Annotated in this window: 26 protein-coding genes and 1 pseudogene; 16 read left to right on the forward strand and 11 right to left on the reverse strand. The window is 72.8% G+C overall.

Annotated features, from left to right (window positions below; translation table 11 throughout):
• The first annotated feature begins 55 nt into the window (after nucleotides 1-55).
• The gene (locus ACF1G2_RS19660) at nucleotides 56-295 is read left to right on the forward strand and encodes a hypothetical protein (RefSeq protein WP_391799494.1); all 240 of its coding nucleotides are present in this window, start codon (nucleotides 56-58) and stop codon (nucleotides 293-295) included.
• A gap of 401 nt (nucleotides 296-696) precedes the next feature.
• Here the strand turns inward: ACF1G2_RS19660 and ACF1G2_RS19665 are convergent, their stop codons facing one another.
• Genes ACF1G2_RS19665 through ACF1G2_RS19675 form a run of 3 tightly spaced genes read right to left on the reverse strand, consistent with a single transcriptional unit; the run spans nucleotide 697 to nucleotide 2269 of the window.
• Nucleotides 697-1386: a DNA polymerase beta superfamily protein gene (locus tag ACF1G2_RS19665; protein WP_391799495.1), complete on the reverse strand. Its 690-nt coding sequence runs from the start codon at nucleotides 1384-1386 to the stop codon at nucleotides 697-699.
• 10 nt (nucleotides 1387-1396) lie between these two features.
• Entirely contained in the window at nucleotides 1397-1888 is a 492-nt protein-coding gene (locus ACF1G2_RS19670; protein ID WP_391799496.1) for a Rieske (2Fe-2S) protein, read from the reverse strand.
• Nucleotides 1889-1933: 45 nt separating this feature from the next.
• Nucleotides 1934-2269 carry a DUF952 domain-containing protein gene (locus ACF1G2_RS19675; protein ID WP_391799497.1) on the reverse strand — a complete coding sequence of 112 codons (336 nt, stop codon included), beginning with the start codon at nucleotides 2267-2269 and terminating at the stop codon, nucleotides 1934-1936.
• Nucleotides 2270-2375: 106 nt separating this feature from the next.
• On the opposite strand from ACF1G2_RS19675, the gene ACF1G2_RS19680 reads away from it, so the two are divergent.
• The 6 genes from ACF1G2_RS19680 to der all read left to right on the forward strand — a co-directional run bounded on the left by ACF1G2_RS19680 (nucleotide 2376) and on the right by der (nucleotide 7189).
• Nucleotides 2376-2645 (forward strand): YidB family protein, encoded by a 270-nt coding sequence (locus ACF1G2_RS19680; RefSeq protein WP_391799498.1) that lies wholly within the window; start codon nucleotides 2376-2378, stop codon nucleotides 2643-2645.
• A 123-nt stretch (nucleotides 2646-2768) separates the two neighbouring features.
• Complete coding sequence (aroH, locus tag ACF1G2_RS19685) at nucleotides 2769-3131, forward strand: chorismate mutase (protein WP_383179229.1); 363 nt, start codon at nucleotides 2769-2771, stop codon at nucleotides 3129-3131.
• The gene (locus ACF1G2_RS19690; RefSeq protein ID WP_391799499.1) at nucleotides 3128-4216 is read left to right on the forward strand and encodes a prephenate dehydrogenase; all 1089 of its coding nucleotides are present in this window, start codon (nucleotides 3128-3130) and stop codon (nucleotides 4214-4216) included. Before aroH ends, ACF1G2_RS19690 begins: the two co-directional genes overlap by 4 nt.
• A gap of 126 nt (nucleotides 4217-4342) precedes the next feature.
• Complete coding sequence (cmk, locus tag ACF1G2_RS19695) at nucleotides 4343-5029, forward strand: (d)CMP kinase (protein WP_391799500.1); 687 nt, start codon at nucleotides 4343-4345, stop codon at nucleotides 5027-5029.
• Nucleotides 5030-5082: 53 nt separating this feature from the next.
• Nucleotides 5083-5670 carry a lysophospholipid acyltransferase family protein gene (locus ACF1G2_RS19700; RefSeq protein WP_391799837.1) on the forward strand — a complete coding sequence of 196 codons (588 nt, stop codon included), beginning with the start codon at nucleotides 5083-5085 and terminating at the stop codon, nucleotides 5668-5670.
• A 70-nt stretch (nucleotides 5671-5740) separates the two neighbouring features.
• Nucleotides 5741-7189, forward strand: a complete 1449-nt coding sequence (der, locus tag ACF1G2_RS19705) for a ribosome biogenesis GTPase Der (RefSeq protein ID WP_391799501.1) — start codon at nucleotides 5741-5743, stop codon at nucleotides 7187-7189.
• A gap of 109 nt (nucleotides 7190-7298) precedes the next feature.
• Here the strand turns inward: der and ACF1G2_RS19710 are convergent, their stop codons facing one another.
• Both ACF1G2_RS19710 and ACF1G2_RS19715 read right to left on the reverse strand, forming a co-directional pair.
• Entirely contained in the window at nucleotides 7299-7625 is a 327-nt protein-coding gene (locus tag ACF1G2_RS19710) for a hypothetical protein (RefSeq protein ID WP_391799502.1), read from the reverse strand.
• A gap of 128 nt (nucleotides 7626-7753) precedes the next feature.
• Nucleotides 7754-8536: a hypothetical protein gene (locus ACF1G2_RS19715; RefSeq protein ID WP_383226320.1), complete on the reverse strand. Its 783-nt coding sequence runs from the start codon at nucleotides 8534-8536 to the stop codon at nucleotides 7754-7756.
• A 194-nt stretch (nucleotides 8537-8730) separates the two neighbouring features.
• Between ACF1G2_RS19715 and ACF1G2_RS19720 the strand changes: the two genes are divergently transcribed.
• Complete coding sequence (locus ACF1G2_RS19720) at nucleotides 8731-9300, forward strand: transglycosylase family protein (RefSeq protein WP_391799503.1); 570 nt, start codon at nucleotides 8731-8733, stop codon at nucleotides 9298-9300.
• On the opposite strand, the gene ACF1G2_RS19725 is transcribed toward ACF1G2_RS19720, so the two are convergent.
• The 3 genes from ACF1G2_RS19725 to ACF1G2_RS19735 are packed head-to-tail and all read right to left on the reverse strand — an operon-like array spanning nucleotide 9284 to nucleotide 13079.
• The gene (locus ACF1G2_RS19725; protein ID WP_391799504.1) at nucleotides 9284-9943 is read right to left on the reverse strand and encodes an ATP-binding cassette domain-containing protein; all 660 of its coding nucleotides are present in this window, start codon (nucleotides 9941-9943) and stop codon (nucleotides 9284-9286) included. The genes ACF1G2_RS19720 and ACF1G2_RS19725 overlap by 17 nt on opposite strands.
• A complete protein-coding gene (locus ACF1G2_RS19730) occupies nucleotides 9940-12693 on the reverse strand; it encodes an ATP-binding cassette domain-containing protein (protein ID WP_391799505.1) in 2754 nt (917 codons plus the stop codon). Before ACF1G2_RS19730 ends, ACF1G2_RS19725 begins: the two co-directional genes overlap by 4 nt.
• Nucleotides 12681-13079 (reverse strand): hypothetical protein, encoded by a 399-nt coding sequence (locus ACF1G2_RS19735; protein ID WP_391799506.1) that lies wholly within the window; start codon nucleotides 13077-13079, stop codon nucleotides 12681-12683. The genes ACF1G2_RS19730 and ACF1G2_RS19735 overlap by 13 nt, the downstream gene beginning before the upstream one ends.
• A gap of 148 nt (nucleotides 13080-13227) precedes the next feature.
• On the opposite strand from ACF1G2_RS19735, the gene ACF1G2_RS19740 reads away from it, so the two are divergent.
• The 4 genes from ACF1G2_RS19740 to ACF1G2_RS19755 all read left to right on the forward strand — a co-directional run bounded on the left by ACF1G2_RS19740 (nucleotide 13228) and on the right by ACF1G2_RS19755 (nucleotide 17369).
• The gene (locus tag ACF1G2_RS19740; protein ID WP_391799507.1) at nucleotides 13228-13725 is read left to right on the forward strand and encodes a hypothetical protein; all 498 of its coding nucleotides are present in this window, start codon (nucleotides 13228-13230) and stop codon (nucleotides 13723-13725) included.
• Nucleotides 13703-14992, forward strand: a complete 1290-nt coding sequence (locus tag ACF1G2_RS19745; RefSeq protein WP_391799508.1) for an ABC transporter substrate-binding protein — start codon at nucleotides 13703-13705, stop codon at nucleotides 14990-14992. The genes ACF1G2_RS19740 and ACF1G2_RS19745 overlap by 23 nt, the downstream gene beginning before the upstream one ends.
• An 83-nt stretch (nucleotides 14993-15075) precedes the next feature.
• A complete protein-coding gene (locus ACF1G2_RS19750; RefSeq protein WP_391799509.1) occupies nucleotides 15076-16353 on the forward strand; it encodes a glycosyltransferase in 1278 nt (425 codons plus the stop codon).
• A 47-nt stretch (nucleotides 16354-16400) separates the two neighbouring features.
• Nucleotides 16401-17369: a helix-turn-helix transcriptional regulator gene (locus ACF1G2_RS19755; protein WP_391799510.1), complete on the forward strand. Its 969-nt coding sequence runs from the start codon at nucleotides 16401-16403 to the stop codon at nucleotides 17367-17369.
• On the opposite strand, the gene ctaD is transcribed toward ACF1G2_RS19755, so the two are convergent.
• A complete protein-coding gene (gene ctaD / locus ACF1G2_RS19760) occupies nucleotides 17317-19020 on the reverse strand; it encodes a cytochrome c oxidase subunit I (protein WP_391799511.1) in 1704 nt (567 codons plus the stop codon). The genes ACF1G2_RS19755 and ctaD overlap by 53 nt on opposite strands.
• Nucleotides 19021-19349: 329 nt before the next feature.
• Between ctaD and ACF1G2_RS19765 the strand changes: the two genes are divergently transcribed.
• Nucleotides 19350-19553, forward strand: coding sequence for an I78 family peptidase inhibitor (locus tag ACF1G2_RS19765; RefSeq protein WP_391799512.1), 204 nt, complete (start codon nucleotides 19350-19352; stop codon nucleotides 19551-19553).
• Between the two features lie 71 nt (nucleotides 19554-19624).
• Here the strand turns inward: ACF1G2_RS19765 and ACF1G2_RS19770 are convergent, their stop codons facing one another.
• Nucleotides 19625-20662, reverse strand: a complete 1038-nt coding sequence (locus ACF1G2_RS19770; protein WP_391799513.1) for a phosphatase PAP2 family protein — start codon at nucleotides 20660-20662, stop codon at nucleotides 19625-19627.
• Nucleotides 20663-21067: 405 nt separating this feature from the next.
• On the opposite strand from ACF1G2_RS19770, the gene ACF1G2_RS19775 reads away from it, so the two are divergent.
• A complete protein-coding gene (locus ACF1G2_RS19775) occupies nucleotides 21068-22762 on the forward strand; it encodes an MFS transporter (protein WP_391799514.1) in 1695 nt (564 codons plus the stop codon).
• Nucleotides 22763-22840: 78 nt separating this feature from the next.
• Here the strand turns inward: ACF1G2_RS19775 and ACF1G2_RS19780 are convergent, their stop codons facing one another.
• Nucleotides 22841-23275, reverse strand: a complete 435-nt coding sequence (locus ACF1G2_RS19780) for a cell division protein SepF (protein ID WP_383226299.1) — start codon at nucleotides 23273-23275, stop codon at nucleotides 22841-22843.
• 334 nt (nucleotides 23276-23609) lie between these two features.
• Between ACF1G2_RS19780 and ACF1G2_RS19785 the strand changes: the two genes are divergently transcribed.
• On the forward strand, nucleotides 23610-24866 hold the full coding sequence (locus ACF1G2_RS19785; protein ID WP_391799515.1) for a DUF5685 family protein: 1257 nt from the start codon (nucleotides 23610-23612) through the stop codon (nucleotides 24864-24866).
• Nucleotides 24850-25389, forward strand: a pseudogene (locus ACF1G2_RS19790) (FAD/NAD(P)-binding protein); the annotation flags it as partial. The gene ACF1G2_RS19785 and the pseudogene ACF1G2_RS19790, both read left to right, overlap by 17 nt.
• Between the last annotated feature and the right edge of the window lie 99 nt (nucleotides 25390-25488).

Raw genomic sequence — 25488 nt, forward strand, 5'->3', positions numbered from 1 at the left:
TCCGCCGGCTGGGCCAGGGGGCGTGTCCTGCCGTGGTCGGATTCGTTGCCCGGGCATGAAGAAGATCATCACGGTCGCCGCCATGGCATTCTGCGCAGCTGCCATGGCCGCCCCCGCCCACGCAGACGACGACTCGCACTTCGGCAGCGGCGTCAACGCCGCCAACAACTGGAACTTCACCGCCGCGGACGTGTGCATCCAGGAGCTGGCCGTCGTACCCGCACTGAGTGACTGGACCGGCAACCACGCCAACAACTGCTCCAACGGCAACGTGATCGACCACTCCGCCCCGTAGTCAGCCGAAGGTATGCGCGGCTCCCGGCGCCGGACCAGGCACGGGAGCAGCGCCGAGCAGCCGGGGGCGTGTGTGGCTCGGCGTGCTCCGTAGTCAGAACGGGGGGGATTCTTGGGGACGGCACGGTCGGGGCGAGGCGCATCGCTCGCTGACAGACCGAGGAACCGGGAAAGCGGAGCACCGTTCGACGGACCTTCCCTGAAGCCTGTCCGACCAAGGCGATGAGGCTCGCCCTTGCATCCTCCGTCAGCTCTCGCCGGCCTCGGCTACCTGGCGCGCGTACGGGGGACGACGTGGAGGCGCTGCACGGCGTCCTGGACCACGTGCAGGCCGCGACGGCGCTCGGCGGGGAGGCCACGGGGGCGCTCGACGCGCTGCACGACTTCGTCGTGCGGCTGCGGCTAGAGGGAGCGTAGGGCCGAGGCGCTGCGGGCGCGGATCAGGAAGTCCTGCACGCGCGCGTGGTCCGGGGCGGCCGGGAGGGGGGAGCGGCTGGCCGCAGTGTCGGCCTCCTCGGTGAGGCGGGTCATCCAGGACTCGACCTCCGTCCACGGGACCTCCCCGCGCTTCACCGCCAGCAGGCGGTCGCGGTCGGTGCCGACGTGGATGGTCAGCTCCCCGGTGCGCAGCAGGTCGCGGCAGCTCATCAGCAGCCGCAGCAGATGCATCGCGTGCTTCCAGCGCGGGTGACCGTGCTGGCGGACGTCCGCGTCGAGCTTCCTGCGCTGCCCGCCGGCGTACCGGACGAAGGTCTGGTGGGCCTGGCGGGAGAGGAACGCCTCGCGCAGTGAGACCAGTTCGCGGCCGGTCTCGTCGATGTGCTCGACCACGGGGGAGTGCAGACACTCCAGGACGTTCGGATTCGCGCGCAGCGCCAGCTCGCAGAAGCGTTCCAGCTCCCAGCTGAACTGCTCCTCCGCGGGCCCCTCCACGTGCGCCGGCGGCTTGTCGAAGCGCCAGAAGAGCGGGGTCGGGGCGAGGAAGACGCCCCGGCGGTCGGTGTCGCTGTCCTCGGTCTCCAGACCGAAGGCGCGCGACCCCATGACGCAGGAGTAGATCGTGTGGTCGCGCACCAGGTCTGCCGGAGTCATGCGGGCCAGGCTACGCGAGGGTGATCGAGTCTCCCGACACGGTGATCTCCTCGGCCGGGAGCGGGCGCGTGGCCGGTCCGTTGACCACCGAACCGTCCGTGATGCGGAACTTGGAACCGTGGCACGCGCAGTCGATCGTGCCGTTCTCGACCTTGGCGACGATGCAGCCCTGGTGGGTGCAGATCGCCGAGAACGCCTTGAAGTCGTCCGCGGTCGGCTGGGTGACGACGATCTTCTCCTCCTTGAAGATCGTGCCGCCGCCGACCGGGATGTCGGACGTCTGGGCGAGCGCGTCCTGGGTCGGCGGGGTGGCCGGGGACCCGGTCGGCTCCTCCGCGGGCGTCGTCGTCGCCGCGGGCGTGGTGTCCGTGCCCGGGGCCGTCGGACTGGCGGTCGTACCGCTGTCCGTGTCGCCGTCGGAGCCGCAGCCGGTGGCCAGGGCGGCGACGGAGCCCGCACCGGCCATCAGCACGGTACGGCGGGGCGTGGTGTCAGGAGTCATGCCGTACACCTTGGCCGCGCGCACGGGACGGGGTCCGCAACACGCCTAGACCCAGGGGGTCAGCTCCCTCGCTCGGCCGTCGGAGTCACGGCGCACCTCGTGGACCGCCGTGACGGCGGCCCGCTCGACGGGCCCGTAGACGTGCGGGAAGAGGACGTCCTCCGAGCCCTCCCAGCGGACCTCGGCGCTCAGCAGGGTCTCGTCGATGACCAGGACGAGGAGCGGACCGTGCGCGTCCCGGTAGTGGGCGTCCGCGACGGTCAGCGCCGCCGTCTCGTCCGGCGAGCAGTGGACGAAGCCCTCGGAGGCCAGCGAGGGCGGGGCGTAGGGGCGGTCGGGATCGGCGGACCATTCGTCCAGCGGTACGACGTGCAGCAGCATCCGACAGTTGTATCGCGCCCATGCGCGGCCCTTACTACCCCGAGTGGCGGCACTGCCCGGTCCGGGTGACATTGGCCGTGTTTCGTACCGGACGAAAGGCAGGACGATGGCAGGAAACGATCTCGGCAGTCTCCTCGGCGACCAGGCCCAGTCCTGGGTGGGCACCGGCCAGAACCAGCCCGTCAGCGGCGACCAGATCACCCGGGCCCTCCCGGACGAGACGCTCCGGAAGGTCGCCCAGGACGCGGGTGTCAGCCCGGAGCAGGCCGCCGACGAGATCGCCCAGGTTCTGCCGTCCGCCGTCGACAAGCTGACCCCCCAGGGCCAGGTGCCGACGGGATCGCTGGAGGACATCATCAGGCAGCAGCAGCTCTGACCCGGCTCCTCGGCGGCCCCCTCCCGTCTCGGAGGGCGGTCGCCGCGACGGCGTGTCCGCCCGGCTGACTAGGCTGATCGGAGCACTCTCGCAGGGTTTCGCAGGTCAGGTAAGGAGCACGACGTGGCGGTACGAGCGGTCCGAGGCGCCGTCCAGCTGGAACGGGACGAGGCCGGACACATGAGTGAGCAGGTCGAGGAACTGCTCACCGCCGTCCTGGAACGCAACGGGCTCACCGCCGACGACCTGATCAGCATCTGGTTCACGGCCACGCCCGATCTGCACAGCGACTTCCCGGCCGCGGCCGCCCGCCGCATCGGCATCGTCGACGTGCCGCTGATCTGCGCGCAGGAACTGGACATCGAGGGTGCCATGCCGAGGGTCGTACGCCTCCTCGCCCACGTCGAGTCGGAGCTGCCCAAGTCCGCGATCGCGCATGTGTACCTCGGTGCCGCGGCCGCCCTGCGCAAGGACATCGCCCAGTGAGAACCGCGCTCGTCATCGGAACCGGCCTGATCGGCACCTCGGCCGCGCTCGCGCTCGCCGGGCGGGGCATCGCCGTCCACCTCCGCGACCACGACCCGGCACGCGCGCGTACGGCGGCGGCGCTCGGCGCAGGTACGGACGAGGCGCCGGAGGGGCCCGTCGACCTCGCGATCGTCGCCGTACCCCCGGCGCACGTGGCCGCCACCCTGGCCGCCGCCATGCGGGAGCGGGTCGCACGCGGCTACCTGGACGTGGCGAGCGTCAAGGGCGGCCCGAAGCGGGAGCTGGAGGCGCTCGGGCTCGACCTCACCGCCTACATCGGGACGCACCCGATGTCGGGCAAGGAGCGCTCCGGCCCCCTGGCGGGGAGCGCGGACCTCTTCGAGGGACGGCCCTGGGTCCTCACACCGACCCGCGACACCGACACCGAGGTCCTGAACCTGGCCCTGGAGCTGGTCGCGCTCTGCCGCGCCGTCCCGGTCGTCATGGACGCGGACGCCCACGACCGCGCGGTCGCGCTCGTCTCGCACACCCCCCAGCTCGTCTCCTCGATGGTCGCCGCGCGGCTGGAGGAGGCGGACGAGACGGCGGTACGGCTCTGCGGGCAGGGCATTCGTGACGTCACGCGGATCGCCGCCTCCGACCCGCGCATGTGGGTCGACATCCTGTCGGCGAACCCCGGTCCGGTCGCCGACGTCCTCTCCGGGGTCGCGGCGGACCTCGACGAGACGGTCCGGGCGCTGCGCTCGCTCCAGTCCACGGACGAGGAGAAGCGCCGCGAGGGCACGAGCGGCGTCGAGGACGTCCTGCGCCGCGGCAACGCCGGGCGCGCACGGGTCCCGGGCAAGCACGGCGCGGCGCCGGCGCAGTACGAGACGGTCGCCGTCCTCATCAGCGACCAGCCCGGCGAGCTGGCCCGCATCTTCGCGGACGCCGGCCGGGCGGGCGTCAACATCGAGGACGTCCGCATCGAGCACGCGACGGGCCAGCAGGCGGGGCACGTCCAGCTCATGGTCGAGCCCGCCGCGGCCCCCACGCTCGGCGCGGCTCTGAGGGAACGGGGCTGGGCGCTCAGGCAGGGGTGACGAAGGGCCGGGGCGGCCCCGTGCCCGGGGCCGTCCGCGACCGCTCGGCCGAACGGGTTCCCGGGACTCGGTAACCTTGTGTAGGCCGCGCATGTCCGCGAGGCCGCACCCGCTCACCCCAGGAAGGTGTTCCCCACCGTGGAAACCGTGATCGTCGCCATCGACGGGCCCTCCGGCACGGGCAAGTCGAGCACCTCGAAGGCGGTTGCCGCCAAGCTGGGGCTGAGCTACCTGGACACCGGTGCGCAGTACCGGGCGATCACCTGGTGGATGATCAGCAACGGCGTCGACACCGGCGACGCCGAGGCCGTCGCCAACGCCGCCGCCAAGCCCTTCATCGTCTCCGGCACCGACCCGGCCCGGCCGACGATCACCGTCGACGGCGTCGACGCCGCCGGGCCGATCCGTACCGAAGAGGTCACCTCCAAGGTCAGCGCCGTCAGCGCCGTCCCCGAGGTCCGGGCCCGGATCACCGAGCTGCAGCGGTCCATCGCCAAGGAGGCCAAGGGCGGCATCGTCGTCGAGGGCCGGGACATCGGCACCACGGTCCTCCCCGACGCCGACCTCAAGATCTTCCTCACCGCCTCCCCCGAGGCCCGCGCCGCCCGCCGCTCCGGCGAGCTCAAGGGCGTCGACGTGGCCGCCACCCAGCAGGCCCTGATCAAGCGGGACGCGGCCGACTCCAGCCGTAAGACCTCCCCGCTCGCCAAGGCCGGCGACGCGGTCGAGGTCGACACGACCGAGCTGACGCTCGACCAGGTCATCGAGTGCGTCGTGACGCTGGTGGAGGAGAAGAGGGCGGCCGCGCAGTGACACAGCCCTCCCTGAGGGGCGCCGCGGTCGGGCGGGGTATCGGCATCGGGCTGATGTACGGCCTGTGGAGACCGCGCGTCCTCGGTGCCTGGCGTGTGCCGGCCACCGGACCCGTCATCTTCGCCGTCAACCACGCGCACAACATCGACGGCCCCATGCTCATGGGCACGGCCCCCCGGCCGGTGCACTTCCTGATCAAGAAGGAAGCGTTCGTCGGGCCGCTCGGACCCTTCCTGGAGGGCATCGGGCAGCTCAAGGTCGACCGGTCCACGGCCGACCGCGCCGCGATAGGGAACGCGCTGAGCGTCCTCGAGCAGGGCGGCGTCCTCGGGATCTTCCCCGAGGGCACCCGGGGCGAGGGCGACTTCGCCTCCCTGCGCGCAGGACTCGCCTACTTCGCCGTCCGCAGCGGGGCGCCCATCGTGCCGGTGGCCGTCCTGGGAAGTTCCGAGCGCCGCGGACGGTTGGTCAAGGCACTGCCCCCGCTGCGCAGCCGTGTCGACGTCGTCTTCGGTGACGCGTTCGAGGCCGGGGACGGCAGCGGACGGCGGACCCGCAAGGCGCTGGACGACGCCACCGTACGTATTCAGGAGCGGCTGACCGGCCACCTGAAGGACGCCAGGCGCCTCACCGGGCGCTGAGCGAGACTCTGAGTAGTGGGCCCCGGGGCCCGGGGACCCACCGACCACGAATGATCAAGGAACGGACTTCATGAACGACCAGCACGACCACGGGGCACTTGGCGACGCCGAGTACGCGGAGTTCATGGAGCTCGCCGCGGAAGAGGGCTTCGACATCGAGGAGGTCGAAGGCGCGATCGAGGAGGCCGGGCACGGCCCGCTCCCCGTCCTCGCCGTCGTCGGCCGCCCCAATGTCGGCAAGTCGACCCTGGTGAACCGGATCATCGGCCGCCGCGAGGCCGTCGTCGAGGACAAGCCCGGCGTCACCCGCGACCGCGTGACCTACGAGGCCGAGTGGGCGGGACGCCGCTTCAAGGTCGTCGACACCGGCGGCTGGGAGCAGGACGTCCTCGGCATCGACGCCTCCGTCGCCGCCCAGGCCGAGTACGCCATCGAGGCCGCCGACGCCTGTGTCTTCGTCGTGGACGCCACCGTCGGCGCCACCGACACCGACGAGGCCGTCGTCAAGCTGCTGCGCCGCGCCGGCAAGCCCGTCGTCCTCTGCGCCAACAAGGTCGACGGGCCCTCGGGCGAGGCCGATGCCACCGCCCTGTGGTCCCTGGGCCTCGGCGAGCCGTACCCGGTCTCCTCGCTGCACGGCCGCGGTACGGGCGACATGCTCGACGCCGTCCTGGAGGCCCTGCCCGAGGCCCCCGCCCAGACCTTCGGCAACGCGATCGGCGGCCCCCGCCGGATCGCCCTCATCGGCCGCCCGAACGTCGGCAAGTCCTCGCTCCTGAACAAGGTCGCCAACGAGGACCGCGTGGTCGTCAACGAGCTGGCGGGCACCACCCGCGACCCGGTCGACGAGCTGATCGAGCTCGGCGGCAAGACCTGGAAGTTCGTGGACACCGCCGGTATCCGCAAGAAGGTCCACCTCCAGGAGGGCGCCGACTACTACGCCTCCCTGCGGACCGCCGCCGCGGTCGAGAAGGCCGAGGTCGCCGTCGTCCTGATCGACACCACGGACAACATCTCGGTCCAGGACCAGCGCATCATCACGATGGCGGTCGAGTCCGGACGCGCGCTCGTCATCGCCTACAACAAGTGGGACGAGCTCGACGAGGAGCGGCGCTACTACCTGGAGCGCGAGATCGAGACGGAGATGCAGCAGGTCGCCTGGGCTCCCCGGGTCAACGTCTCCGCCAAGACCGGCCGCCACATGGACAAGCTCGTCCCGGCCATCGAGACCGCGCTCGCCGGCTGGGAGACCCGCGTCCCCACCGGCCGGCTGAACGCCTTCCTCGGCGAGCTGGTCGCCGCCCACCCGCACCCGATCCGCGGCGGCAAGCAGCCCCGCATCCTGTTCGGTACGCAGGCGGGCACCAAGCCGCCCCGGTTCGTCCTCTTCGCCTCCGGCTTCCTGGAGGCGGGCTACCGCCGCTTCGTCGAGCGCCGGCTGCGGGAGGAGTTCGGCTTCGAGGGCACGCCGATCCACATCTCGGTCCGGGTCCGCGAGAAGCGCGGCCGCAAGAAGTAGCCATGGCGTGAGTGCCGTGGGCACGGGTACGGCGGAGGGCCGGGGCGATGTGCCCCGGCCCTCCGCCGTACGTGTGCTCCTCCGGGAGACTCCCGGGATCTGCCGGCCCCTACAGGCCCCTGCGGGGGCCCGGCGGGAGGGCCGCCGGAAGGGCGGCCGGAACGTGGTGCTGCGCCGACCACGCCACCGGATGCGCTGCGGGCCGGTGTCCGTGGCTCCCGTAGAACCCCGCGCTCACCGGCGTCCCGAAGGCCCGGAAGCCGAGATCCTCCTCGCCGCTGCGGTCACCCGGCAGCGTGCGGAAGGACCGGCGGTACTCCGAGTACAGAGCGTCGTAGATCGGCGTGGCCGACTGGCCTGCGGTGACGTCCTGCGCCGGGCGCATGGACGGGATCTGACTCGGATAGGGCTGGCGGGGTGGGTCGTATGTGTGCACGTATGTGCCAACGACCCCGCCCTCCGTCGGATGCGGGCGGCTCTCCGAAAGAGAAGGCCGCCGGGACCTGGGCACGGTCGGACCCACGGGGACCCACGCCGGTCCTATGCCCGTACGCCCGTGCTCCGTCACGTGCCGGCCAGCGGCATCGCGGCGGCGACCAGGCGCCCGTTGGCCGCGGCCTTCTCCAGGGCGTCCCGCAGCAGGTCCTCGCGCGGCTGCTGGCCGATCGACCCGACCGGAGCGGCGAAGACCAGGACCGTGTGCGACTTGTTGGCCGCCGCGCGCCAGCCCTCGGTGACCTGGAGCGGCTGGTGCGCCTGCCACCAGGCGGCCTGGCCGGTGCCGCCCGTACCCGGCTGGAGCACGGAGTGCAGCTGGCCCATGGCGACGAGCACGGACCAGCCGGGGAGGGTGCCCGGCTTCTGGTTCACGTCGGAGATCGGCTGGAAGCCCTGCTCGATCAGGAGCGGCAGGAACTCGTCGCTCAGCCCGTCGGTGCCCGGGCGGGCGACCGGCGCGGTCGGTTCGACGACCAGGGCTGGGTGCAGCTCGCCCTCGATCAGGACGAGGCCGCTGGTGACCCCCAGGACCGCCTGCTCGGGGTGGGCGGCGCTGAGCTCGTCCGCCGCGTCGGTGGCCGCGATGGAGCGGACGGCGCCCTGGAGCTGCTCCTCGGCGACCTTCACCACCTGGGACGGGATGCAGCTGGCGTGGGCGAACGCCAGGACCGCGGTCTCCTCGCCGACGAACAGCACCGTGCTCGTGCGCTCCTGCTCGGAGTCGCCCGGCGTGCGGCAGGAGGTGCAGTCGTAGCTGCCCGGGGCGTTGTCGCCGGCCAGCAGCCGGTCGGCTTCTTCGTCGCCGATCTCGGCGCGTACGTCCTCGCTGACGTCGAGCATGCGCGGCACGGGGGACTCCCTGGACTCGGTGCGTGCGACGCCGGGCGGTTCCCGGCTCGTCTCATGCCGAGTTCAACGGGGAAGGCTCGGCCGGGGTCACGCGTCCGGGTGCGGCAACTTGTGTGACTCCGACCGGGTGGGTGATGCGCGTCCTCCCGCGCGGCACGGGACCTGAGGGCCTCTCCACTGCCTAGCCTGCCGCGATGTCGAAGATCAGATTGTGGGCGGCCGGTGCGTCCGCCGCGGCGCTGATGGCCCTCGTCCCCGCGCCGGCCGAGGCACATGCCCCGCACCAGTCCGCCGCCCGCGTCCCCGCCCCCGCCGGGGTCCCCGCGTACGCCTGCGCCAAGGACCAGTGGCCGTGGGGCTGCGTCGCCGAGTGCGAGAGCGGCGGTCGCTGGCACATCAACACCGGCAACGGCTACTACGGCGGGCTCCAGTTCTGGCAGCCGACCTGGGAGGGGCACGGCGGACTGCGGTACGCGAAGCGGGCCGACCTGGCGACCCGCGCGCAGCAGATCACGATCGCGGAGGAGGTCCTGCGCACCCAGGGGTGGGGAGCCTGGCCGGTCTGCTCCAAGCGGTACGGGCTGAGCGGGCGGGCGCACGTGGTCCAGCCGGGCGACACCCTCAGCTCGATCGCCCGCCGGTTCAGGATCGCGGGTGGCTGGCAGGCGCTGTACAAGGCGAACCGGAGCGTCGTCGGAGCGGACCCGGACCGGCTCCTCGTCGGGACGATGCTGCGGATCGCACCGCTCACCGTCCTGCGGTGAACTCGGCGGCCTCCCCGCTGAACGCGAGGGAGCCGCGGCGCAGTTCGTACAGCAGCGTGCCGGACGGCAGTCCGGGCGGGGGCCGCTGCTCGGCGAGCACGACGGCGGCGCCGCCCGGCCGGGCGAGGGCGGCGAGCAGCCGGTACGTACGCGCGGACACGGCGGGGGACATGCCGAGGGACGGTTCGTCGACCAGGACCACTTGGGCGGGGGTCACCAGGGCCCGGGAGAGCGCGAGCATCCGGCGCTCCCCGCCGGAGAGCGTGCCGGCGGGGCGCGCGAGCAGGGGGCGCAGCTCGGGGTAGGCCGCCAGCGCCCGCTCCGGGTCCCCGGGGGCCAGGTCCAGGTTCTCGGCGACGGTGAGTGTCGCGTACACCGCCCGCAGATCCGGTACGAGGCAGAGTCCGCGCCGCGCACGGGCGTGGGCGTGGAGGCGGGTCACGTCGGCGCCCCGCCACAGGACCCGGCCGGAGGCGAGGGGAACGGTGCCGGCGAGGGCGCGCAGGGCGGTGGTGCGGCCGGAGCCGTTGCGGCCGACGAGGACGGTGACGGTCGCGGCCGGGACGGGCAGGTCGAGGCCGTGCAGGGCTTCCAGGGGGCCGTAGCGGACGCGGGCGGCGCGCAGGGCGATCTCGACGCTCATGACACGATCCGGCCTCCCTCCATGGTGTGCACGGTGTGGGCGACGCCGGCGACGAGATCCGGGTCGTGCTCGACGAGGAGGACGGTGAGGCCGTCGGCGGCGAGGGCGGCGAGGATCCGGGCGAGGGCGTCGGTCTCCTCGGCGTCCAGGCCGGCCGAGGGCTCGTCCAGGAGCAGGGTGTGGGGGCCGCCGGCGAGGGCGCGGGCCAGCTCGACACGGCGGAGCGTGCCGGTCGGGAGGTCGGCCGCGGGGTGGTGGCGGACGGAGCCGGAGAGGCCGAGGAGGCGGAGGGCCTGTTCGGCCTGCGCGGAGGAGCGGCGACGGCCCTGTTCGGCGCCGAGGCGGACGTTGTCCTCGACCGTGAGGGACGGGAAGACGGCGAGCTGCTGGAAGGAACGGGCGACGCCGAGCCGGGTGCGGGCGTGGGCGGGGCGTGGGGTGATGTCGGCGCCGTCGAGGGTGACGCGGCCGCCGGTGGGGCGCAGGGTGCCGGCGATGCAGTCGAAGAGGGTGCTCTTGCCCGCGCCGTTGGGGCCGACCAGGGCGGTGACCTGGCCCTGGGGAAGGTCGAGGTTGACATCCCTGAGGGCGGTGAGGCCGCCGGGATAGGTGAGGGTGAGGTGGTGGGCACGGAGCCGGGGCGCCGACCGCGGGAGGGGGCCGGACCCGGGGCCCGGAGCAGGGCCGCGCACGGGGGCGGGGCCGGACGCGGGGGCAGCGCCGGGGACGCGCGCGGACCGGCGACGGCGCGGCCGGTCGCCGCCTGGCGTGCCGTTCCCGCTCGCCGGGGTGCGGGCGCCCGCCGTGCGGTTGCCGCCTGCCCCGCCGTTCCCGCCTGCCCCGCCGTTCCCGCTCGCCGGGCCGGTTGCGGCCGCGGCGGCCGTGGCCCTGCCCGGCCCGGTCCTGCCCTCCGCACCGCCCGTGCCCCCGGGCGGGGAGGCCGGGGGAGCGTCACGGGGTGCGGCCGCCGCCTTGGCCGAGGGCCGTGTCCTGCGTGCGGGCAGCCAGGACGTCAGGGGCGGGATCCGGCCCGTCAGAGCCGCCAGGACGCCGATCGCGGCCGCCGCCACGCCGCCCCTCGTGCCCGCGTCCAGGCCGACGAGGAGGGCCGCCGCGGCCAGCGGGGAGAGGAGGCTGTCCGCGCCAAGGACGATGATCGCGGCGAACCAGAGGAGTCCGCGGACCGGGTCGTACGCCTCCGGGTCGAAGGCGCGCAGGCCCATGCCGAGGAGGCCGCCGCCCAGGGCCGCCAGGGCCGCGCCCAGGACGAAGGCCAGGATCTTCAGCAGGCTCACCCGCACCCCGGCCGCCTCCGCGCCGCCCTCGTGGTCGCGCAGGGCGGCGAGCGCACGGCCCGTGCGGCCCCGGCGCAGGGCCGCGACCAGGACGAGGCAGCAGGACAGGACCACGAGCTCCAGGGCGTAGTAGCGGCGGTCGTCGGCGAAGCCCGCCGGGCGCCCGAGCTCCAGGCCGGCCGTCGCGTACGGCTGCGCGAAGACGAACCGGCTCACCGCCACCCCGACGGCCAGGGTCGCGAGCGCCAGGGCCAGGCCGTGGCGCCGGACCGCCGGCCACCCCGTCACCAGGCCCAGCGGGGCCACGATCAGCACCGCGAGCGCGAGCGCGAGCAGCTCCGGCAGACCGCCCGCCGCGAGCAGCGCCGTGAACAGCGCCCCCAGGCCCGCGTACGCCGCCTGGCCGAGCGCGATCTGCCCGCCCCGGCCCGTCACCACCACCAGTGAGAGAAGGACGATCGCGAGCGCCGGGACCTGGATCGCCGTGTGCAGATCCGTTCCCGCGAAGCCCACGGGGAGCAGGAAGAGCACCCCGACCGTGAACCAGACGCCCGGCGCGGTCCGGGGCGCGACGGCTGGCGGCGGCAGCGCGTCCTGGCCGCGCCCGGCGACCCCCGGCAGGACCAGGGCGGCCACAAGGAGTGCGAGCACGAAGAGGTTCGCCCCCACCGCCTGCACCAGCGGCCCCGCCCACCCCTCCGGGTGGAGCCGGGTCAGCTGCGCCTGCGCCACGCCCAGCGCGAGAGCCGTCACGATCGCGACCGGCAGGCTCCGCATCCGGGCCACCACCGCGACCGCGATCACCTCGAGGACGAGAAGCGGCAACCCGTACGGGTCGAGCCGTACGTACGGGGCCAGCAGCACCCCCGTCAGACCCGCCGTGAAAGCGCCGAACGCCCATCCCGCCGCCGAGACCCGGTCCGCGTCGATGCCGCCCAGCATCGCCAGCGGCCGGTTGTCCACCACCGCCCGCAGCTCGCGCCCGAACCGGGTCCACCGGGTCACCGCCCCCACGGCGACGGCCAGCAGCACCACCGCCGCGAGCTGTGTCCACGGGTCGTCGCCGAGCAGCACCGGCGCGTCAGCCCGCGCGCCGGTGCCCCACACCAGCGCCGCACCGCCCACGAGGAGGACGAAGACACCGATGGAGGCCACCAGGGTCTGCGCCGGGCTGGAACCGAGGAGCGCCAGCGGCCGGAACACCGTCCGGTCGAGGACCAGACCGATTCCGGGAGCGACCACGAAGAGCGTCACCAGCGCGCCGAGGGACAGCGGCCAGCCCCACTCGACCACCAGCTGCCGCAGCACGTACGCGCAGACCATGGCGATCGCCCCGTGCGCCAGGTTCAGCACGCCCGTCGCGCGGTACGTGACGATCAGTCCGATGCCGGTGAGCGCCGCGGCGCTGCCGACCGCGAGTCCGGCGAGCGTGAGGTCGTACGTCAGCGAGGCCACGGCTCACACACCGGACACGGGCCGAGCTCCGCGTCCCCGGCCGGCTCGGCGTCCGCCCGGCCCGCCACGAGCGGGCAGTCGGGCCGGTGGGCGAGTGTCCCGCCCGGCACCCGGACCGGCGGCTCCTCGGACGACGGCGGGGCCGTGTCCTCGAGGGCCTCGGCGGGCGGGGCGGTTCCGCGCACCGGCACCCGGCCCGCCGCCCCGACCAGCACCGCCCCGGCGACGATCAGCGCCGCCCCCGGCACCGTGCACGAGGCGAGGAAGGGCAGTTGCCGTTCGGCGAACCGCTCGCCGGAGATCCCGTACCACCCCAGGACGCAGAGCACCGCCCCGCCGGCCGCCGCCGCGAGGCCGGCCCACAGCAGTACCCGGGATGTCGGCACGGGACCTCCTCGCCTCCGCCCCCCGAGCGACTCGCCCTTGTTATCCATGTTCCTTGCACTATGCCCTTAATCGGCCCACCCTGGAATCATCAGGGCGCCCGGCCCCGACGGACACCCGGTGGTGAGCCAGATGGTTCTCAAGCGACGTGTGGGACGCACACGCTCACGCTCTCGTATCGCGGCCCTGGCGGCCGCCTCGGTCCTCGTACTCGGGCCGACCCTCGTGGCCTGCGGGGACGGCGACAGCGGTGACGCGGAGTCCACCGCGACCGCGACGGCCGCGGCCGAACCGGCCGACCCGGCCGCCGCCCGGGCGGAGATCACCCAGAACTGGACCGACTTCTTCGACCCCGACACCCCGGCGTCCGAGCGCGCGGAGCTGCTGGAGAACGGCGAGCAGATGCGGCCGGCCCTGGAGGCGCTGCTCACCAACCAGGCCGCCGCGGCGGCCACGGCGAAGGTCGAGACGATCGAGTTCACCTCGGCGAACGATGCCAAGGTGACCTACGACCTGCTGGTCTCCGGCGCCCCGGCCGTGCCCGACGCCCAGGGAACGTCCGTCTTCCAGGACGACACCTGGAAGGTCTCCGTGAAGACCCTCTGCGGCCTGGCGCAGCTCAGCGGTGCGACGGTTCCGGGTTGCTGAGACGGCAGGCACGCTGCTCCTCGCCGCGCTGCTCGGCCTGACCGCGGCGTGCGGCAGCCGGCTCCCGGAGCGCGCGTTCGAGACGCGGCCCACCGCCACTGTCCCCTCCGGCGGTGAGCCGCTCCGTATCGGCATCATCACCAGCGCCACCAGCCCCGTCGGCGGTGACGCCTTCTCAGGCCCGCGCGACGGCGCCCGGGCCTGGTTCGACGCCCTCAACGCCCGCGGCGGAATCAACGGCCGCCGGGTCGAGGTCGTCACCTGCGACGACGGCGGCAGCGGAGTCGGCAACAACGAGTGCGTGCACCGGCTGATCGACGAGCGGAAGGTCTTCGCGCTCGTCGCCACGACCGCGCTCGACTACGCGGGCGCACCGCTGGTCGCCAAGGCCGGCGTTCCCGACATCGGAGGCCAGCCGCTCACCCCGGCGTACGACACCTATCCGCACCTGTACGGGATCTACGGCAGCCTCGCCCCGCGCACCGGGAACATGCCCGGCTGGGACGGCGTCCTGTACGGCGGGACCGAGGTCTACCGCTGGTTCAAGCGCGAACACGGCGCCCGTACCGCCGCCGTCGTCTCCTACAACCAGGCCGCGTCGACCGCGTACGCCCGGCTGATCGCCGACGGGCTGCGGGCCGAGGGGTACCGGGTCGTCGAGGAGCAGGTCGACTTCGCCCTGCCCAACTTCCGCGCCGTCGCGGCCGATCTGCGGGCCCAGGGCGCCGACCTCGTCTTCGACGCCATGGACACCCACGGCAACGTCCGGCTCTGCGAGGCGATGGAGGCGCTGGGCGTCAAGGTCACCGCCAAGGTGACCAACGTGCAGAACTGGTCCTCGACCGTGCCGCGCGACTACGCCGGGACCCCCGGCTGCCGCGCCTCGCTCTTCGTCACCGGCTCCAGCCGCAACTACGAGGACACCGGGCACGCGGCGGTACGGGAGTTCCGCAAGGCGATGGGCGAACGGCCGCTCTCCCAGTGGCAGTTGGAGGGCTGGGCCGCCGCCATGTGGTTCACGGACGCGGCGCTGTCCTGCGGGGACCGGCTCACCCGCGCCTGCGTCGAGGAGTTCATGAACCGGCCGGAGCCGTACACGGCCCGCGGCCTGCTGCTGCCCGTCCGGTTCGAGAAACTCGCCGAGCCGCCGAAGACCCGTGACACCTGTCTCTCCGTGGCCCGTTGGCAGGACGGACGGGGATGGGTCGACCAGGGCGACATGAACAGGAACTGCGCCGTCGTCCCCCAACTCGGCTACCGGCCCTGAGCCCACCGGACGTGAACCGGTCGTGGCCGACGCGTAAAGTCGCCAGCGACCGCACCACTTGAGCCGGGGGAACCACCAGTCCGATGCGCATCTCGTTCCTGCTCCACAACGCCTACCACATCGGCGGAACCATCCGGACGACGTTCACGCTCGCCCACGCCCTCGCCGAGCGGCACGAGGTCGAGATCGTCTCGGTCTTCCGGCACCGGAACGAGCCGATCCTGAGCGTCCCCGCCGGCGTGACCCTGCGTCACCTCGTGGACCTGCGCAAGGACAGCGCCGACTACGACGGCGCGCACCCGGACATCTCCCGGCCCGCCCGGGTCTTTCCGCGCGGCGACGGCCGGTGGAAGCAGTACAGCGCGCTGACCGACGCCCGGATCGGCGCCCATCTGGCATCGGTCGAGGCCGACGTGGTGGTCTCGACCCGCCCCGGCCTCAACGTCCACCTCGCGCGGCAGACCCGGCGCGGCCCGGTCCTCGTCGGCCAGGAGCACCTGATCCTGGACGGCCACACCTTCCGGCTGCGCCGTGAGATCGCGCACCGGTACGCGGTCCTCGACGCCGTCACCACGGTCACCGAGGCCGACGCCCGCTCGTACCACACCCGGCTGCGGCTGCCCGGGGTACGGATCGACGCGGTGCCCAACAGCGTGCCCGCGCCGAGCGTGCCGCCCGCCGACCCCGCCTCGAAGGTCGTCGTCGCGGCGGGGCGGCTCACCCCGGTCAAGCGCTACGACGTGCTGGTCGCCGCCTTCGCCGAGGTGGCCGCCGCCCACCCCGACTGGAAGCTGCGGATCTACGGCACCGGCGACCACTTCGGCAACGTGAAGCAGGCGCTGGCCCGGCAGATCGAGAAGCTCGGTCTCGGCGAGAACGTCTTCCTCATGGGCACGGCCAACCCGATGGAGCCGGAGTGGGCCAAGGGCTCGATCGCCGCCGTCACCTCACGGCGCGAGTCCTTCGGCATGACGATCGTCGAGGCGATGCGGTGCGGTCTGCCTGTCGTCTCCACCGACTGCCCGTACGGCCCCCGCGAGATCATCGACGACGGGGTCGACGGCCGCCTCGTGCCCGTCGACGACGTCTCCGCGGTGGCCCGCGCCCTGCTCGAACTCGTCGAGGACGACGAGCTGCGCGCCAAGACCGCGCGGGCCGCCCTCACCGCCTCGGAACGCTTCGACCCGGTCCGGATCGCGGCCCGCCACGAGGAGATCTGGACCGAGCTGGTCGCCCGGGGCGCGAGCGGCCGCACCCACGGCGCGTTCCGCGAGACCCGCCATCGCGCGGTCGGCACGGTGGTCGACGCCGGGTACGAGCTCAAGCGCCGGGTCGGAGTCCTCGTCCGCCGGTTCCGCTGAGCCGTCGAGGACAGTGGCTGTCCGCGACGGCTGGCAGACTCGGAGCCATGTTGGAGACCTCCGCACGCCTGCTCCGCCTGCTCTCGCTGCTGCAGGCCCATCGTGAGTGGTCCGGCACCGACCTCGCGGAACGGCTCGGCGTCACCACCCGGACCGTACGGCGGGACGTCGACCGGCTGCGCGAGCTCGGCTACCCGGTCAACGCCAGCCCCGGCACGGGCGGCGGCTACCAGCTCGGCGCCGGCGCCGAGCTGCCGCCGCTGCTCCTCGACGACGACGAGGCCGTCGCCGTCGCCGTCGGACTGCGCACCGCCGCCGGGCAGGGCGTCGAGGGCATCGGCGAGACCTCCGTACGCGCCCTGGCCAAACTGGAGCAGGTGCTGCCCGGACGGCTGCGGCGCCGGGTCAGTACCCTCAACGCCTTCACCGTGCCGATGCTGCGCACCCCGGCCACCCAGGTCGACCCGGCGGTCCTGACCGAGCTCGCGAACGCCTGCCGGGACAGCGAGCGGCTCCGCTTCGAGTACCGCGACCACGGCGGCTCCACGACGCGGCGCACCGTCGAACCGCACCGGCTGGTGTGCACCGAACGCCGCTGGTACCTGGTCGCCTGGGACGTGGACCGTACCGACTGGCGTACGTTCCGGGTCGACCGGATCGAACCGAAGCCGCCCCACGGACCCCGCTTCCCGCCCCGCGAGCCGCCCGCCGAGGACCTGGCCGCCTATGTGTCCAAGGGCGTCTCCGGGGCCGCGTACGCGGCCGAGGCGACGATCCGGCTGCACGTCCCGCTCGCCGAGGCCGCCACGGTCGTCGGCCCGATGGACGGCGTCCTTGAGCCGGAGGGCGAGGGCACCTGTCTGCTGCGCGCCGGGGCCGGCAGTCTGCAGGGCATGGTCGTCCACGTCCTGATGCTGGGGCTCGAGTTCGAGGTCGTCGCCCCGAGGGAGCTCGACGACCGGGTCAGGGTTCTGAGGGACCGGCTCTCTCGCGCCGTGGAGCGCTCGGGGCGGTGAGCCGCATCCGCTCGTAGGTCACGAACTCCGGATGGTGCAGATCGAAGGCCGGGGCCTCGGAGCGGATCCGCGGAACGGCGTCGAAGTTGTGGCGGGGCGGCGGACAGGAGGTCGCCCACTCCAGGGAGCGGCCGAACCCCCACGGGTCGTCCACCTCGATTTTCGGCGCGTATCTGGCGGTGCGCCAGACGTTGTACAGGAAGGGCAGCGTGGAGGCGCCGAGCAGGAACGCGCCGATGGACGAGACCGTGTTGAGCGCGGTGAACCCGTCGGCCTCCAGATAGTCCGCGTACCGCCGCGGCATGCCCTCCGCGCCGAGCCAGTGCTGCACGAGGAACGTCAGGTGGAAGCCGACGAAGAGCGTCCAGAAATGGATCTTGCCCAGGCGCTCGTCGAGCATTCTCCCGGTGAACTTGGGCCACCAGAAGGTGAAACCGGCGAACGTCGCGAAGACGACCGTGCCGAACACCGTGTAGTGGAAATGGGCGACGACGAAGTACGAGTCGGTGACCGCGAAGTCCATCGGAGGCGAGGCGAGGATGACGCCGGTCAGCCCGCCGAAGAGGAAGGACACCAGAAAGCCGATCGCCCAGAGCATCGGCGTCTCGAACGAGAGCGAGCCCTTGAGCATCGTGCCGGTCCAGTTGAAGAACTTCACCCCGGTCGGCACGGCGATCAGGAACGACAGCAGGGAGAAGAAGGGCAGCAGGACCGCCCCGGTGGCGAACATGTGGTGCGCCCACACCACCACCGAGAGCCCGGTGATGGCCATGGTGGCGGCGATCAGGGTCGTGTAGCCGAAGATCGGCTTGCGGGCGAAGACCGGGATGATCTCGCTGATGATGCCGAAGAACGGCAGCGCGATGATGTAGACCTCGGGATGGCCGAAGAACCAGAAGAGGTGCTGCCACAGCAGCGCCCCGCCGTTCTCCGGCTGGAAGACCAGCGAGCCGAACCGCCGGTCCGACTCCAGGACGAGCAGCGCCGCGGCCAGGACCGGGAAGGCCATCAGGACCAGGATCGTGGTGAAGAGGATGTTCCAGGTGAAGATCGGCATCCGGAACATCGTCATGCCGGGCGCCCGCATCCCGACGATCGTCGCCAGGAAGTTCACCGAGGTGAGGATCGTGCCGAAGCCGGAGAGCGCGAGTCCCATGATCCACAGGTCGGGCCCGATGCCGGGGGAGCGTTCCAGGCTGTTGAGCGGGGCGTAGGCGGTCCAGCCGAAGGCGGCGGGCCCGCTCGGCACGAGCAGCGAGCCGACCACCATCAGGCCGCCGAAGAGGAACAGCCAGTACGAGAACATGTTCAGCCGCGGGAAGGCGACGTCGGGGGCGCCGATCTGGAGCGGCACCAGCTCGTTGGCGAAGCCGGCGAAGGTCGGCGTCGCGAAGAGCAGCAGCATGATCGTGCCGTGCAGCGTGAACGCCTGGTTGAACTGCTGGTTGTCGAGAAGCTGGGTGCCGGGGCGGGCCAGCTCGGCCCGCATCAGCATCGCCATCACCCCGGCGGCCAGGAAGAAGAGGAACGACGTGGCCAGGTAGAGGTGGCCGATCTTCTTGTGGTCGGTCGTGGTGAGCCAGTCGATCAGGACCCGACCATGCCGTTCCCGAGGTGATTCGACGGCCGCGTCCGCGGTGTCGATGCCCATCGATGCCTCCGGTTCCGAATCGTCCGGACATGATGCGCGCACCGGGGGCGGGGACACGGGAGGCGGCCGTACGCACTGCTCCGGTCGGCCGAGCGTGTGCGCGTCATGCGGGGAAATCGTGAATACCGTGAGGGCGTCGTTCGCCTCCGAATTTCCCTGACCAGGGCGTGGAACGGAATTCCGTGACCCCTCGGAGGGGCTGTTTCAACGGGCCTTGAATTACCGGGGAATCGGCTGGAAACTGCCCTTTCGGGTGACGGCGCTCGTGTCAAACATATGTCGAGAAGCTGTGACACAAGCGTGACCGGTAAGGGACTAACGTGAGGCACATGACATCGAAGCCGACGTTCCCCGTACCGCCCGAAGACTATGTGGGGCTCGACCAGGAGCACGCCGAACTGCTCGCCCGCGACCACGGCTGGGACGTGGTCCGCTCGCTGCCTCCGGGCTCGATCATCACGATGGAGTACCTGGAGGGCCGGATCAACTTCGAGGTGACGGACGGCTCCGTCACCCGCTGCTGGCTCGGTTAGCCGCGGACTCGCGCACCGCATGAGGAAGGGCCCCGGCCACGGCCGGGGCCCTTCCTCATGCGGTCGTGCGCTCAGCCGCCGGTGAGCGGCCGTGAGTGCGGCGGGCGGCGGCTGCCGGCCGGGGTGACCGGCGACCGCTCCGAGCGTGGGGCGTGCGCGGTGTGTCCACCGTGCCCGGCGTGCGCCGTGTGCGGACGAGGGGCGGTGAGCGGCGGGGTGAGCCGGCCGTCGCCGCGCGTGCCGGCGGACCGCCCGCTGCGGGCGCCGATGACCTCCCGGACCGGCTCCTCGGTCGCCGCGGGACGCGGCGAGTACATCGCCGGACGCGGCCCACCGGTCGCGACGGGCAGCGACGGGACCAGCCTGCGGCGGGCCCTGAGCTGCTCGCGCAGACGGTCGCGGGCGCTGAGGACCATGGCCTCCACGCGGCTGATCAGCGGCTCGCACCAGGGCAGTGCCAGCAGGATGAGCAGCCCCGCCGCCCAGCCGAGCAGCACATCGCTCAGCCAGTGCGTACCGATGTAGACGGTGGTCAGGCCGACGCCCAGCGCGACCACGGCCGAGAGGGCCGACAGATAGCGCCGGGCCCGCGGGGTGGTCGCCAGATACGCCAGGATTCCCCAGGTCACGACCGCGTTGGCGGTGTGGCCGGACGGAAATATATCGCCGCCGGCGAAGAGCTCGGCAGAGCCGATCTGCGTCGCGTAGTGGGGACCGAGGCGGCCGAGGCCGAGCTTGACCGCGCCGACCGTGACGTTGAGCAGGAGGAGCGCGGCGCCGAGGGTGAGCAGCGGTCGCAGGGTGTGCTGGCGCCAGGAGCGCCAGCCCAGCCAGGCCGCCACCATCACGGCGGTGGGACCGCGCTGGCCGAGGACGACGTAGTAGTCGAGGAAGGCGTGCAGGTCCGGCCACTGCTGATAGGGCCGGAAGAGCATGATCTTCCAGTCGAGGGTCACCAGCCACGTCGAGAGCAGCACGGCCACGACGATGGCGAGATAGAACGCCAGCGTCCCGCCGAAGAGGGCGAGACGCGTGCGGGTCATCCGCGGGACCTCTATCTTCGGCGGTTCCGGCTCCCGGTCCAGCCGGGCAAAGATGTCGGTACGCACCCAATCGACGTTACAGGGAGTGAGTGTCGACCTTGGTCGATCCGGTGTCTTCGTGATGACGATGTGATGTGGAGTAGGTCTCAGACCGGGGTTTATTCCTGGCGTCTGTCGGAGAATCCGATGACCTTCCGCCCTATTGCCGGAGGGTGACTTTCCGGAAGCCTGTTTGTACGTCGGGGAAATCCGTCAAACGGTTGTGCGGCCGGAATTCGAGGAGGCGCGCTGGGTAGGCGGAGTGGCGTACGCCACACCCGGCGGTCCGCCGGGTGAGAGCTGCACCACGCGCTCGGGCCTTGAACTCGCGTACGCTGACGGCTCACTCGCCCGTCGATGCCGGGCCGCCCCGGGAACCCGAACCCCGGCCGGTGCCCGCCGAGCGCGAGAGCTTCACTGGGAGGTACGTACATGCAGCGGACGATCACGGCCGGAGCACGACTCCGCGCCGCCGGCGGCGGCGCCAACCGCTGGGTCGTCCTCGTCGTCCTCTGCGTCAGCCTGCTGCTGGTCGCGCTGGACGCCACCGTTCTCCACGTCGCCGTCCCCTCCCTCACGGAGGACCTGCGCCCCAGCTCCACCGAGCTGCTCTGGATCGTCGACGCCTACCCGCTGATCTGCGCCTCGCTGCTGATCCTCTTCGGCACGCTGGGCGACCGGATCGGCCGGCGCAGAGTGCTCCTCCTCGGTTACGCGCTGTTCGGCGTCGCCTCCGCGGTCGCCGCACTCGCCACCGCGCCAGGTGTCCTGATCGGCGCCCGCGCCCTCCTCGGCGTCGGCGGCGCGATGATCATGCCCGCCACCCTCTCGATCCTCCGGGCGGTCTTCCCCGACCGGCGTGAGCGGGCCACCGCGATCGGCATCTGGACGGCGGTCGCCGCGATCGGCGCCGCCACCGGACCGGTGCTCGGCGGCTTCCTGGTCGAGCACTACTGGTGGGGCTCGGTCTTCCTCATCAACATCCCGCTGATGGCGTTCATCCTGCCGCTCGGCCGCTGGCTGCTGCCCGAGTCCAAGGGGCGTGGCGACGGCCCCTGGGACGTCCTCGGCGCGCTGATGGCCGCTGCCGGAGTGCTTGGCGTGGTCCTCGGGGTGAAGCGGATCGGCGCCGGCGAGAACATCCTCGAGCCGGCGACCGCCGCACCGCTGCTCCTCGGCGCGGCGCTGCTGATCCTCTTCGTACGCCGCCAGCGGCGCCGGGCGCATCCGCTGATCGACATGCGGCTCTTCTCCCGCGCCGCCTTCACCACCTCCGTCGGCTGCATCGTGCTCGCCATGCTGGCCCTGGTCGGCCTGGAGCTGATCGCCGTCCAGTACCTCCAGCTCGTCCTCGGGCTCAGCCCGCTGGAGACCGGGCTGCGACTCCTGCCGCTCACCTTCGCCGCCATGGCGGCCGGTGCCACCGGCTCGTACACCCTGCGCCGGATCGGCCCGCGCCGGATGGTCGGCTGGGGCTTCGTCCTCACCGCCGCGGCCGTGCTGCTGCTCGTCCTGATGGGCCAGAACGACCGGCCGCTGCTGCTCACCTGCGGCTTCGTCCTGCTCGGTTTCGGGCTCCAGACCACCCTCTTCTCGGCGTACGAGTCGATGCTCAGCGAGGCCCCGCCGGAGAGCGCGGGCGGCGCGGCGGCCATCGGCGAGACCTCGTACCAGCTCGGTGCCGGCATGGGCATCGCGCTCCTCGGCAGCGTGATGAACGCGGCGTACGCGCCCGGCCTGGCCGCCGTCCCCGGTGTCCCGGCCGCCGCGAGCGAGGCCGCCGCGAACTCGCTCGGCGAGGCCTACAAGGTCGCCGACCAGCTCGGCGGCACGGCGGGCCCGGCGCTGTACCACGCGGCGCGGCACGCCTTCGTGGGCGGGCTCCACGTCACGCTCTTCGTCAGCGCGGCGCTGCTGCTGCTCGGCGCGCTGATGGCCCTGCGGCTGCCGCGCGTGATGGAGTGCATGGTCGATCCGGAGGACCTGGTGGCCGAGGCCCCCGCGGAGGTACGGGTGCCGGCCACCCGCGAGCCCGTCGAACCGGCCGCCCGTGAGTCCGCCGAACGGGCCACCCGCGAGTCCGCCGAACCGGTCTGCTCGACCCCGGGACATGCCCGGCGGTCGTGAGTCCGTTCGGTGGGACGGGCCGGTCGGAACAACGGGCCGGTGAGCTCCCCGGCGCTGCCGCCGGGAGGCGCTCCCGGCTCAGCTCTGGTTGAAGAAACCGTCCTGCGCACGCCCCGCGGGGTCTCCGCTGATGATCTGCGTGTCGGCGGGGGTCAGCAGGAAGACCCGCGTCGCCACCCGCTCGATGGAGCCGCGAAGACCGAAGGCGAGACCGGCGGCGAAGTCGACCACGCGCTTGGCGTCGGAGGGCTCCATGGCCGTGAGGTTCACGATGACCGGGACGCCGTCCCGGAAGAGTTCGCCGATGCCCCGGGCGTCCCGGAACCCGTCCGGGGAGACGGTCGCGATCCGGCGGCCCTGCTCCTGCGCCGAGTCGGACGCCACCCGGACCCGGGGGTCCGTCACCCAGGCGTCGCCGCTCTCGGCAGTCTCGGCGTACTCGTCGTCGTAGTAGCGCTCGTCGTTGTCCTCGACGAGGCCCAGCCATGCACTCGCCTTGCGCACCGATCCCATGGTCGCCTCCTTTCAGCGCGGTCACTTGTGGTTCCGCATATCCCTATCGTCGTCCATGATGCGGATCGCGCGCCAAGTGGATAGTCGGCGCGCGCGGGTTTCGTGACGGTACTGGTGCAGAACGTGAGGGCCGTTTTCTGGCGAATCGTCAGGAATCTTGCGGTATACGGGGCCTGACGGAGGTTCCGCAGGGGTCGTGGAACTTAAAATATGAATGTCGGTCCAGAAGGGTGACGCCCGGAGCGTCCGGGTGAACGGACCAGGTCGATACGATGCCGCCACACCGCCGCAGACCGCTGCGGCAGCACCTGCGCGCGACTCACGGGGGAGTCTTTTGTTCGGCATAGTCAGGCCCTGCACCCATCGGCTCACCGAGGGCCTCAGGACGGAATGGATGGCCCATCTCTGCGGCCTCTGTCTGGCACTTCGGGCCGACCACGGGCAGTTCGCCCGGGTGGTCACCAACTACGACGGCCTCATCGTCTCGGTTCTGACGGAGGCTCAGACGGGTCTGGTCGACGGAGGGCGCCGGACCGCCGGTCCCTGCCCGCTGCGCCAGATGAGGACCGCACCGGTCGCGAGGGGCGAGGGCGCACGTCTCGCGGCGGCCGTGTCGCTGGTCCTCGCCTCGGCGAAGGTGCGCGACCACGTCGCCGACCGGGACGGGCTGTTGGCGCGCCGCCCGGTCGCCGCCGCGGCCCGCCGGGTCGCCAGGTCCTGGGACCGGGCGGGCGCGCGGACCGGGCGGGCGGTCGGCTTCGACACGGCCGTCCTGGTGGACGCCGTGGACCGGCAGGCCGGGGTCGAGAGCCTCGCCGGGCCCGGTACACCGCTGCTCGTGGTCACCGAGCCGACCGAGACGGCGACGGCCGCGGCCTTCGCGCACACCGCCGTGCTCGCCGGCCGGCCCGGGAACGTCGAGCCACTCGCCGAGGCGGGCCGGCTCTTCGGGCGGCTCGCCCACCTGCTCGACGCCGTGGAGGACCGGGAGGCGGACGCCGCGTCAGGTGCGTGGAACCCGCTCACCGCGACCGGCACCCCGCTCACCGAGGCCCGCCGGCTCGCCGACGACGCGCTCCACGGCATCCGCCTCGCTCTGCGGGACGCGGAGTTCGTGAACGGCCGGCTGGTGCACGTGCTGCTCGCCCACGAGCTGCGCGTCTCGGTCGACCGCGCCTTCGGCACGACGACCTGCGCGCACGGGACCGGTGCTCCGGGGGGAACGCAGCACCAGGCAGGAGCGCACCAGCCGGGGCCGTACCAGCCGGGGCCGTACGGCCCCGGTCCCGTGCCGGGCAACCCGTATGCCCCGGGGCCGGGCGGTCCCGGCGGCCCGCTGCCGCCCGAGCCGCCGAACCGGCGCCGCGGCCTGGTGGCCGGTTGCGCGGTCTGGATGGGCCTGGCGTGTACGTGCCAGCTGTGCTGCGGCACGTACGAGGACCCGTGGAGCCGGGAGCGTCGCGAAGGGTCGTGCAGCAACTGCGACTGCAGCGGCTGCGGCGACTGCTGCTCCTGCTGCAACTGCGGGGACGGGGAAGGGGACGGCAGCTGCTGCGACGGCTGCGACTGCGGGTGTGACTGCGGCTGCTGAGCGACGCTCCCTCGTCATCGTCGGCGCCGGGCCGCGCGGCACCGGGGTGCTGGAGCGCATCGCAGCCAACGCACCCGAGCTGTACGGCGGTCCGGTCCTCGACATCCATCTCGTCGACCCGTACCCGCCGGGCGGCGGGCGGCTCTGGCGCCACGGCCGGTCGCCGCTGCTCTGGATGAACTCGCAGGCCCGGCACGTCACGATGTTCACCGACGACACCGTGGAGATGGCGGGCCCGGTCCTCCCCGGGCCCACCGTGCACGCGTGGGCCGGAGGCGACGGGGACGCCTTCGTCGGCCGCAGCGCCCACGTCGGGTATCTGCGCCGGGTGTACGAGAAGGCCGTGGCCGCCCTGCCGCCCGGCGTCGTCGTCCACCACCACCCGTGCAGGGCGCTGCGCGTCGCCGGAACGCGCACCGGACGCCAGTCGGTCCGGCTGGAAGGCGTCGCCGCGCCGCTCAGCGCCGATGTCGTCGTCCTGTCCCAGGGGCATCTGGACGCCGAACCGGACGCCGAACGACGGCCGCGTCCTCGACCGGTCCGGCGCGCCGCACCCCCGCCGCTTCGCGCTCGGGCCGCACGCCGACGCCCGGGGTGCGGGAGGCTTCGCCCGGCCCGGCGC

Origin of the sequence: Streptomyces sp. NPDC013457 (genome assembly GCF_043089925.1) — a bacterium.
Taxonomy (GTDB): Bacteria; Actinomycetota; Actinomycetes; order Streptomycetales; family Streptomycetaceae; genus Streptomyces.

What these genes read in the sequence shown, in the direction of transcription:
- ACF1G2_RS19725 (WP_391799504.1), bottom strand. Translation starts at nt 9,943, where the DNA reads ATGAGCGTCGAGATCGCCCTGCGCGCCGCCCGCGTCCGCTACGGCCCC.
- ctaD (WP_391799511.1), bottom strand. Translation starts at nt 19,020, where the DNA reads ATGGGCATCGACACCGCGGACGCGGCCGTCGAATCACCTCGGGAACGG.
- ACF1G2_RS19765 (WP_391799512.1), top strand. Translation starts at nt 19,350, where the DNA reads ATGACATCGAAGCCGACGTTCCCCGTACCGCCCGAAGACTATGTGGGG.
- ACF1G2_RS19700 (WP_391799837.1), top strand. Translation starts at nt 5,083, where the DNA reads ATGTACGGCCTGTGGAGACCGCGCGTCCTCGGTGCCTGGCGTGTGCCG.
- ACF1G2_RS19670 (WP_391799496.1), bottom strand. Translation starts at nt 1,888, where the DNA reads ATGACTCCTGACACCACGCCCCGCCGTACCGTGCTGATGGCCGGTGCG.
- ACF1G2_RS19775 (WP_391799514.1), top strand. Translation starts at nt 21,068, where the DNA reads ATGCAGCGGACGATCACGGCCGGAGCACGACTCCGCGCCGCCGGCGGC.
- ACF1G2_RS19675 (WP_391799497.1), bottom strand. Translation starts at nt 2,269, where the DNA reads ATGCTGCTGCACGTCGTACCGCTGGACGAATGGTCCGCCGATCCCGAC.
- ACF1G2_RS19680 (WP_391799498.1), top strand. Translation starts at nt 2,376, where the DNA reads ATGGCAGGAAACGATCTCGGCAGTCTCCTCGGCGACCAGGCCCAGTCC.
- ACF1G2_RS19750 (WP_391799509.1), top strand. Translation starts at nt 15,076, where the DNA reads ATGCGCATCTCGTTCCTGCTCCACAACGCCTACCACATCGGCGGAACC.
- ACF1G2_RS19660 (WP_391799494.1), top strand. Translation starts at nt 56, where the DNA reads ATGAAGAAGATCATCACGGTCGCCGCCATGGCATTCTGCGCAGCTGCC.
- der (WP_391799501.1), top strand. Translation starts at nt 5,741, where the DNA reads ATGAACGACCAGCACGACCACGGGGCACTTGGCGACGCCGAGTACGCG.
- ACF1G2_RS19780 (WP_383226299.1), bottom strand. Translation starts at nt 23,275, where the DNA reads ATGGGATCGGTGCGCAAGGCGAGTGCATGGCTGGGCCTCGTCGAGGAC.
- ACF1G2_RS19720 (WP_391799503.1), top strand. Translation starts at nt 8,731, where the DNA reads ATGTCGAAGATCAGATTGTGGGCGGCCGGTGCGTCCGCCGCGGCGCTG.
- ACF1G2_RS19755 (WP_391799510.1), top strand. Translation starts at nt 16,401, where the DNA reads ATGTTGGAGACCTCCGCACGCCTGCTCCGCCTGCTCTCGCTGCTGCAG.
- ACF1G2_RS19665 (WP_391799495.1), bottom strand. Translation starts at nt 1,386, where the DNA reads ATGACTCCGGCAGACCTGGTGCGCGACCACACGATCTACTCCTGCGTC.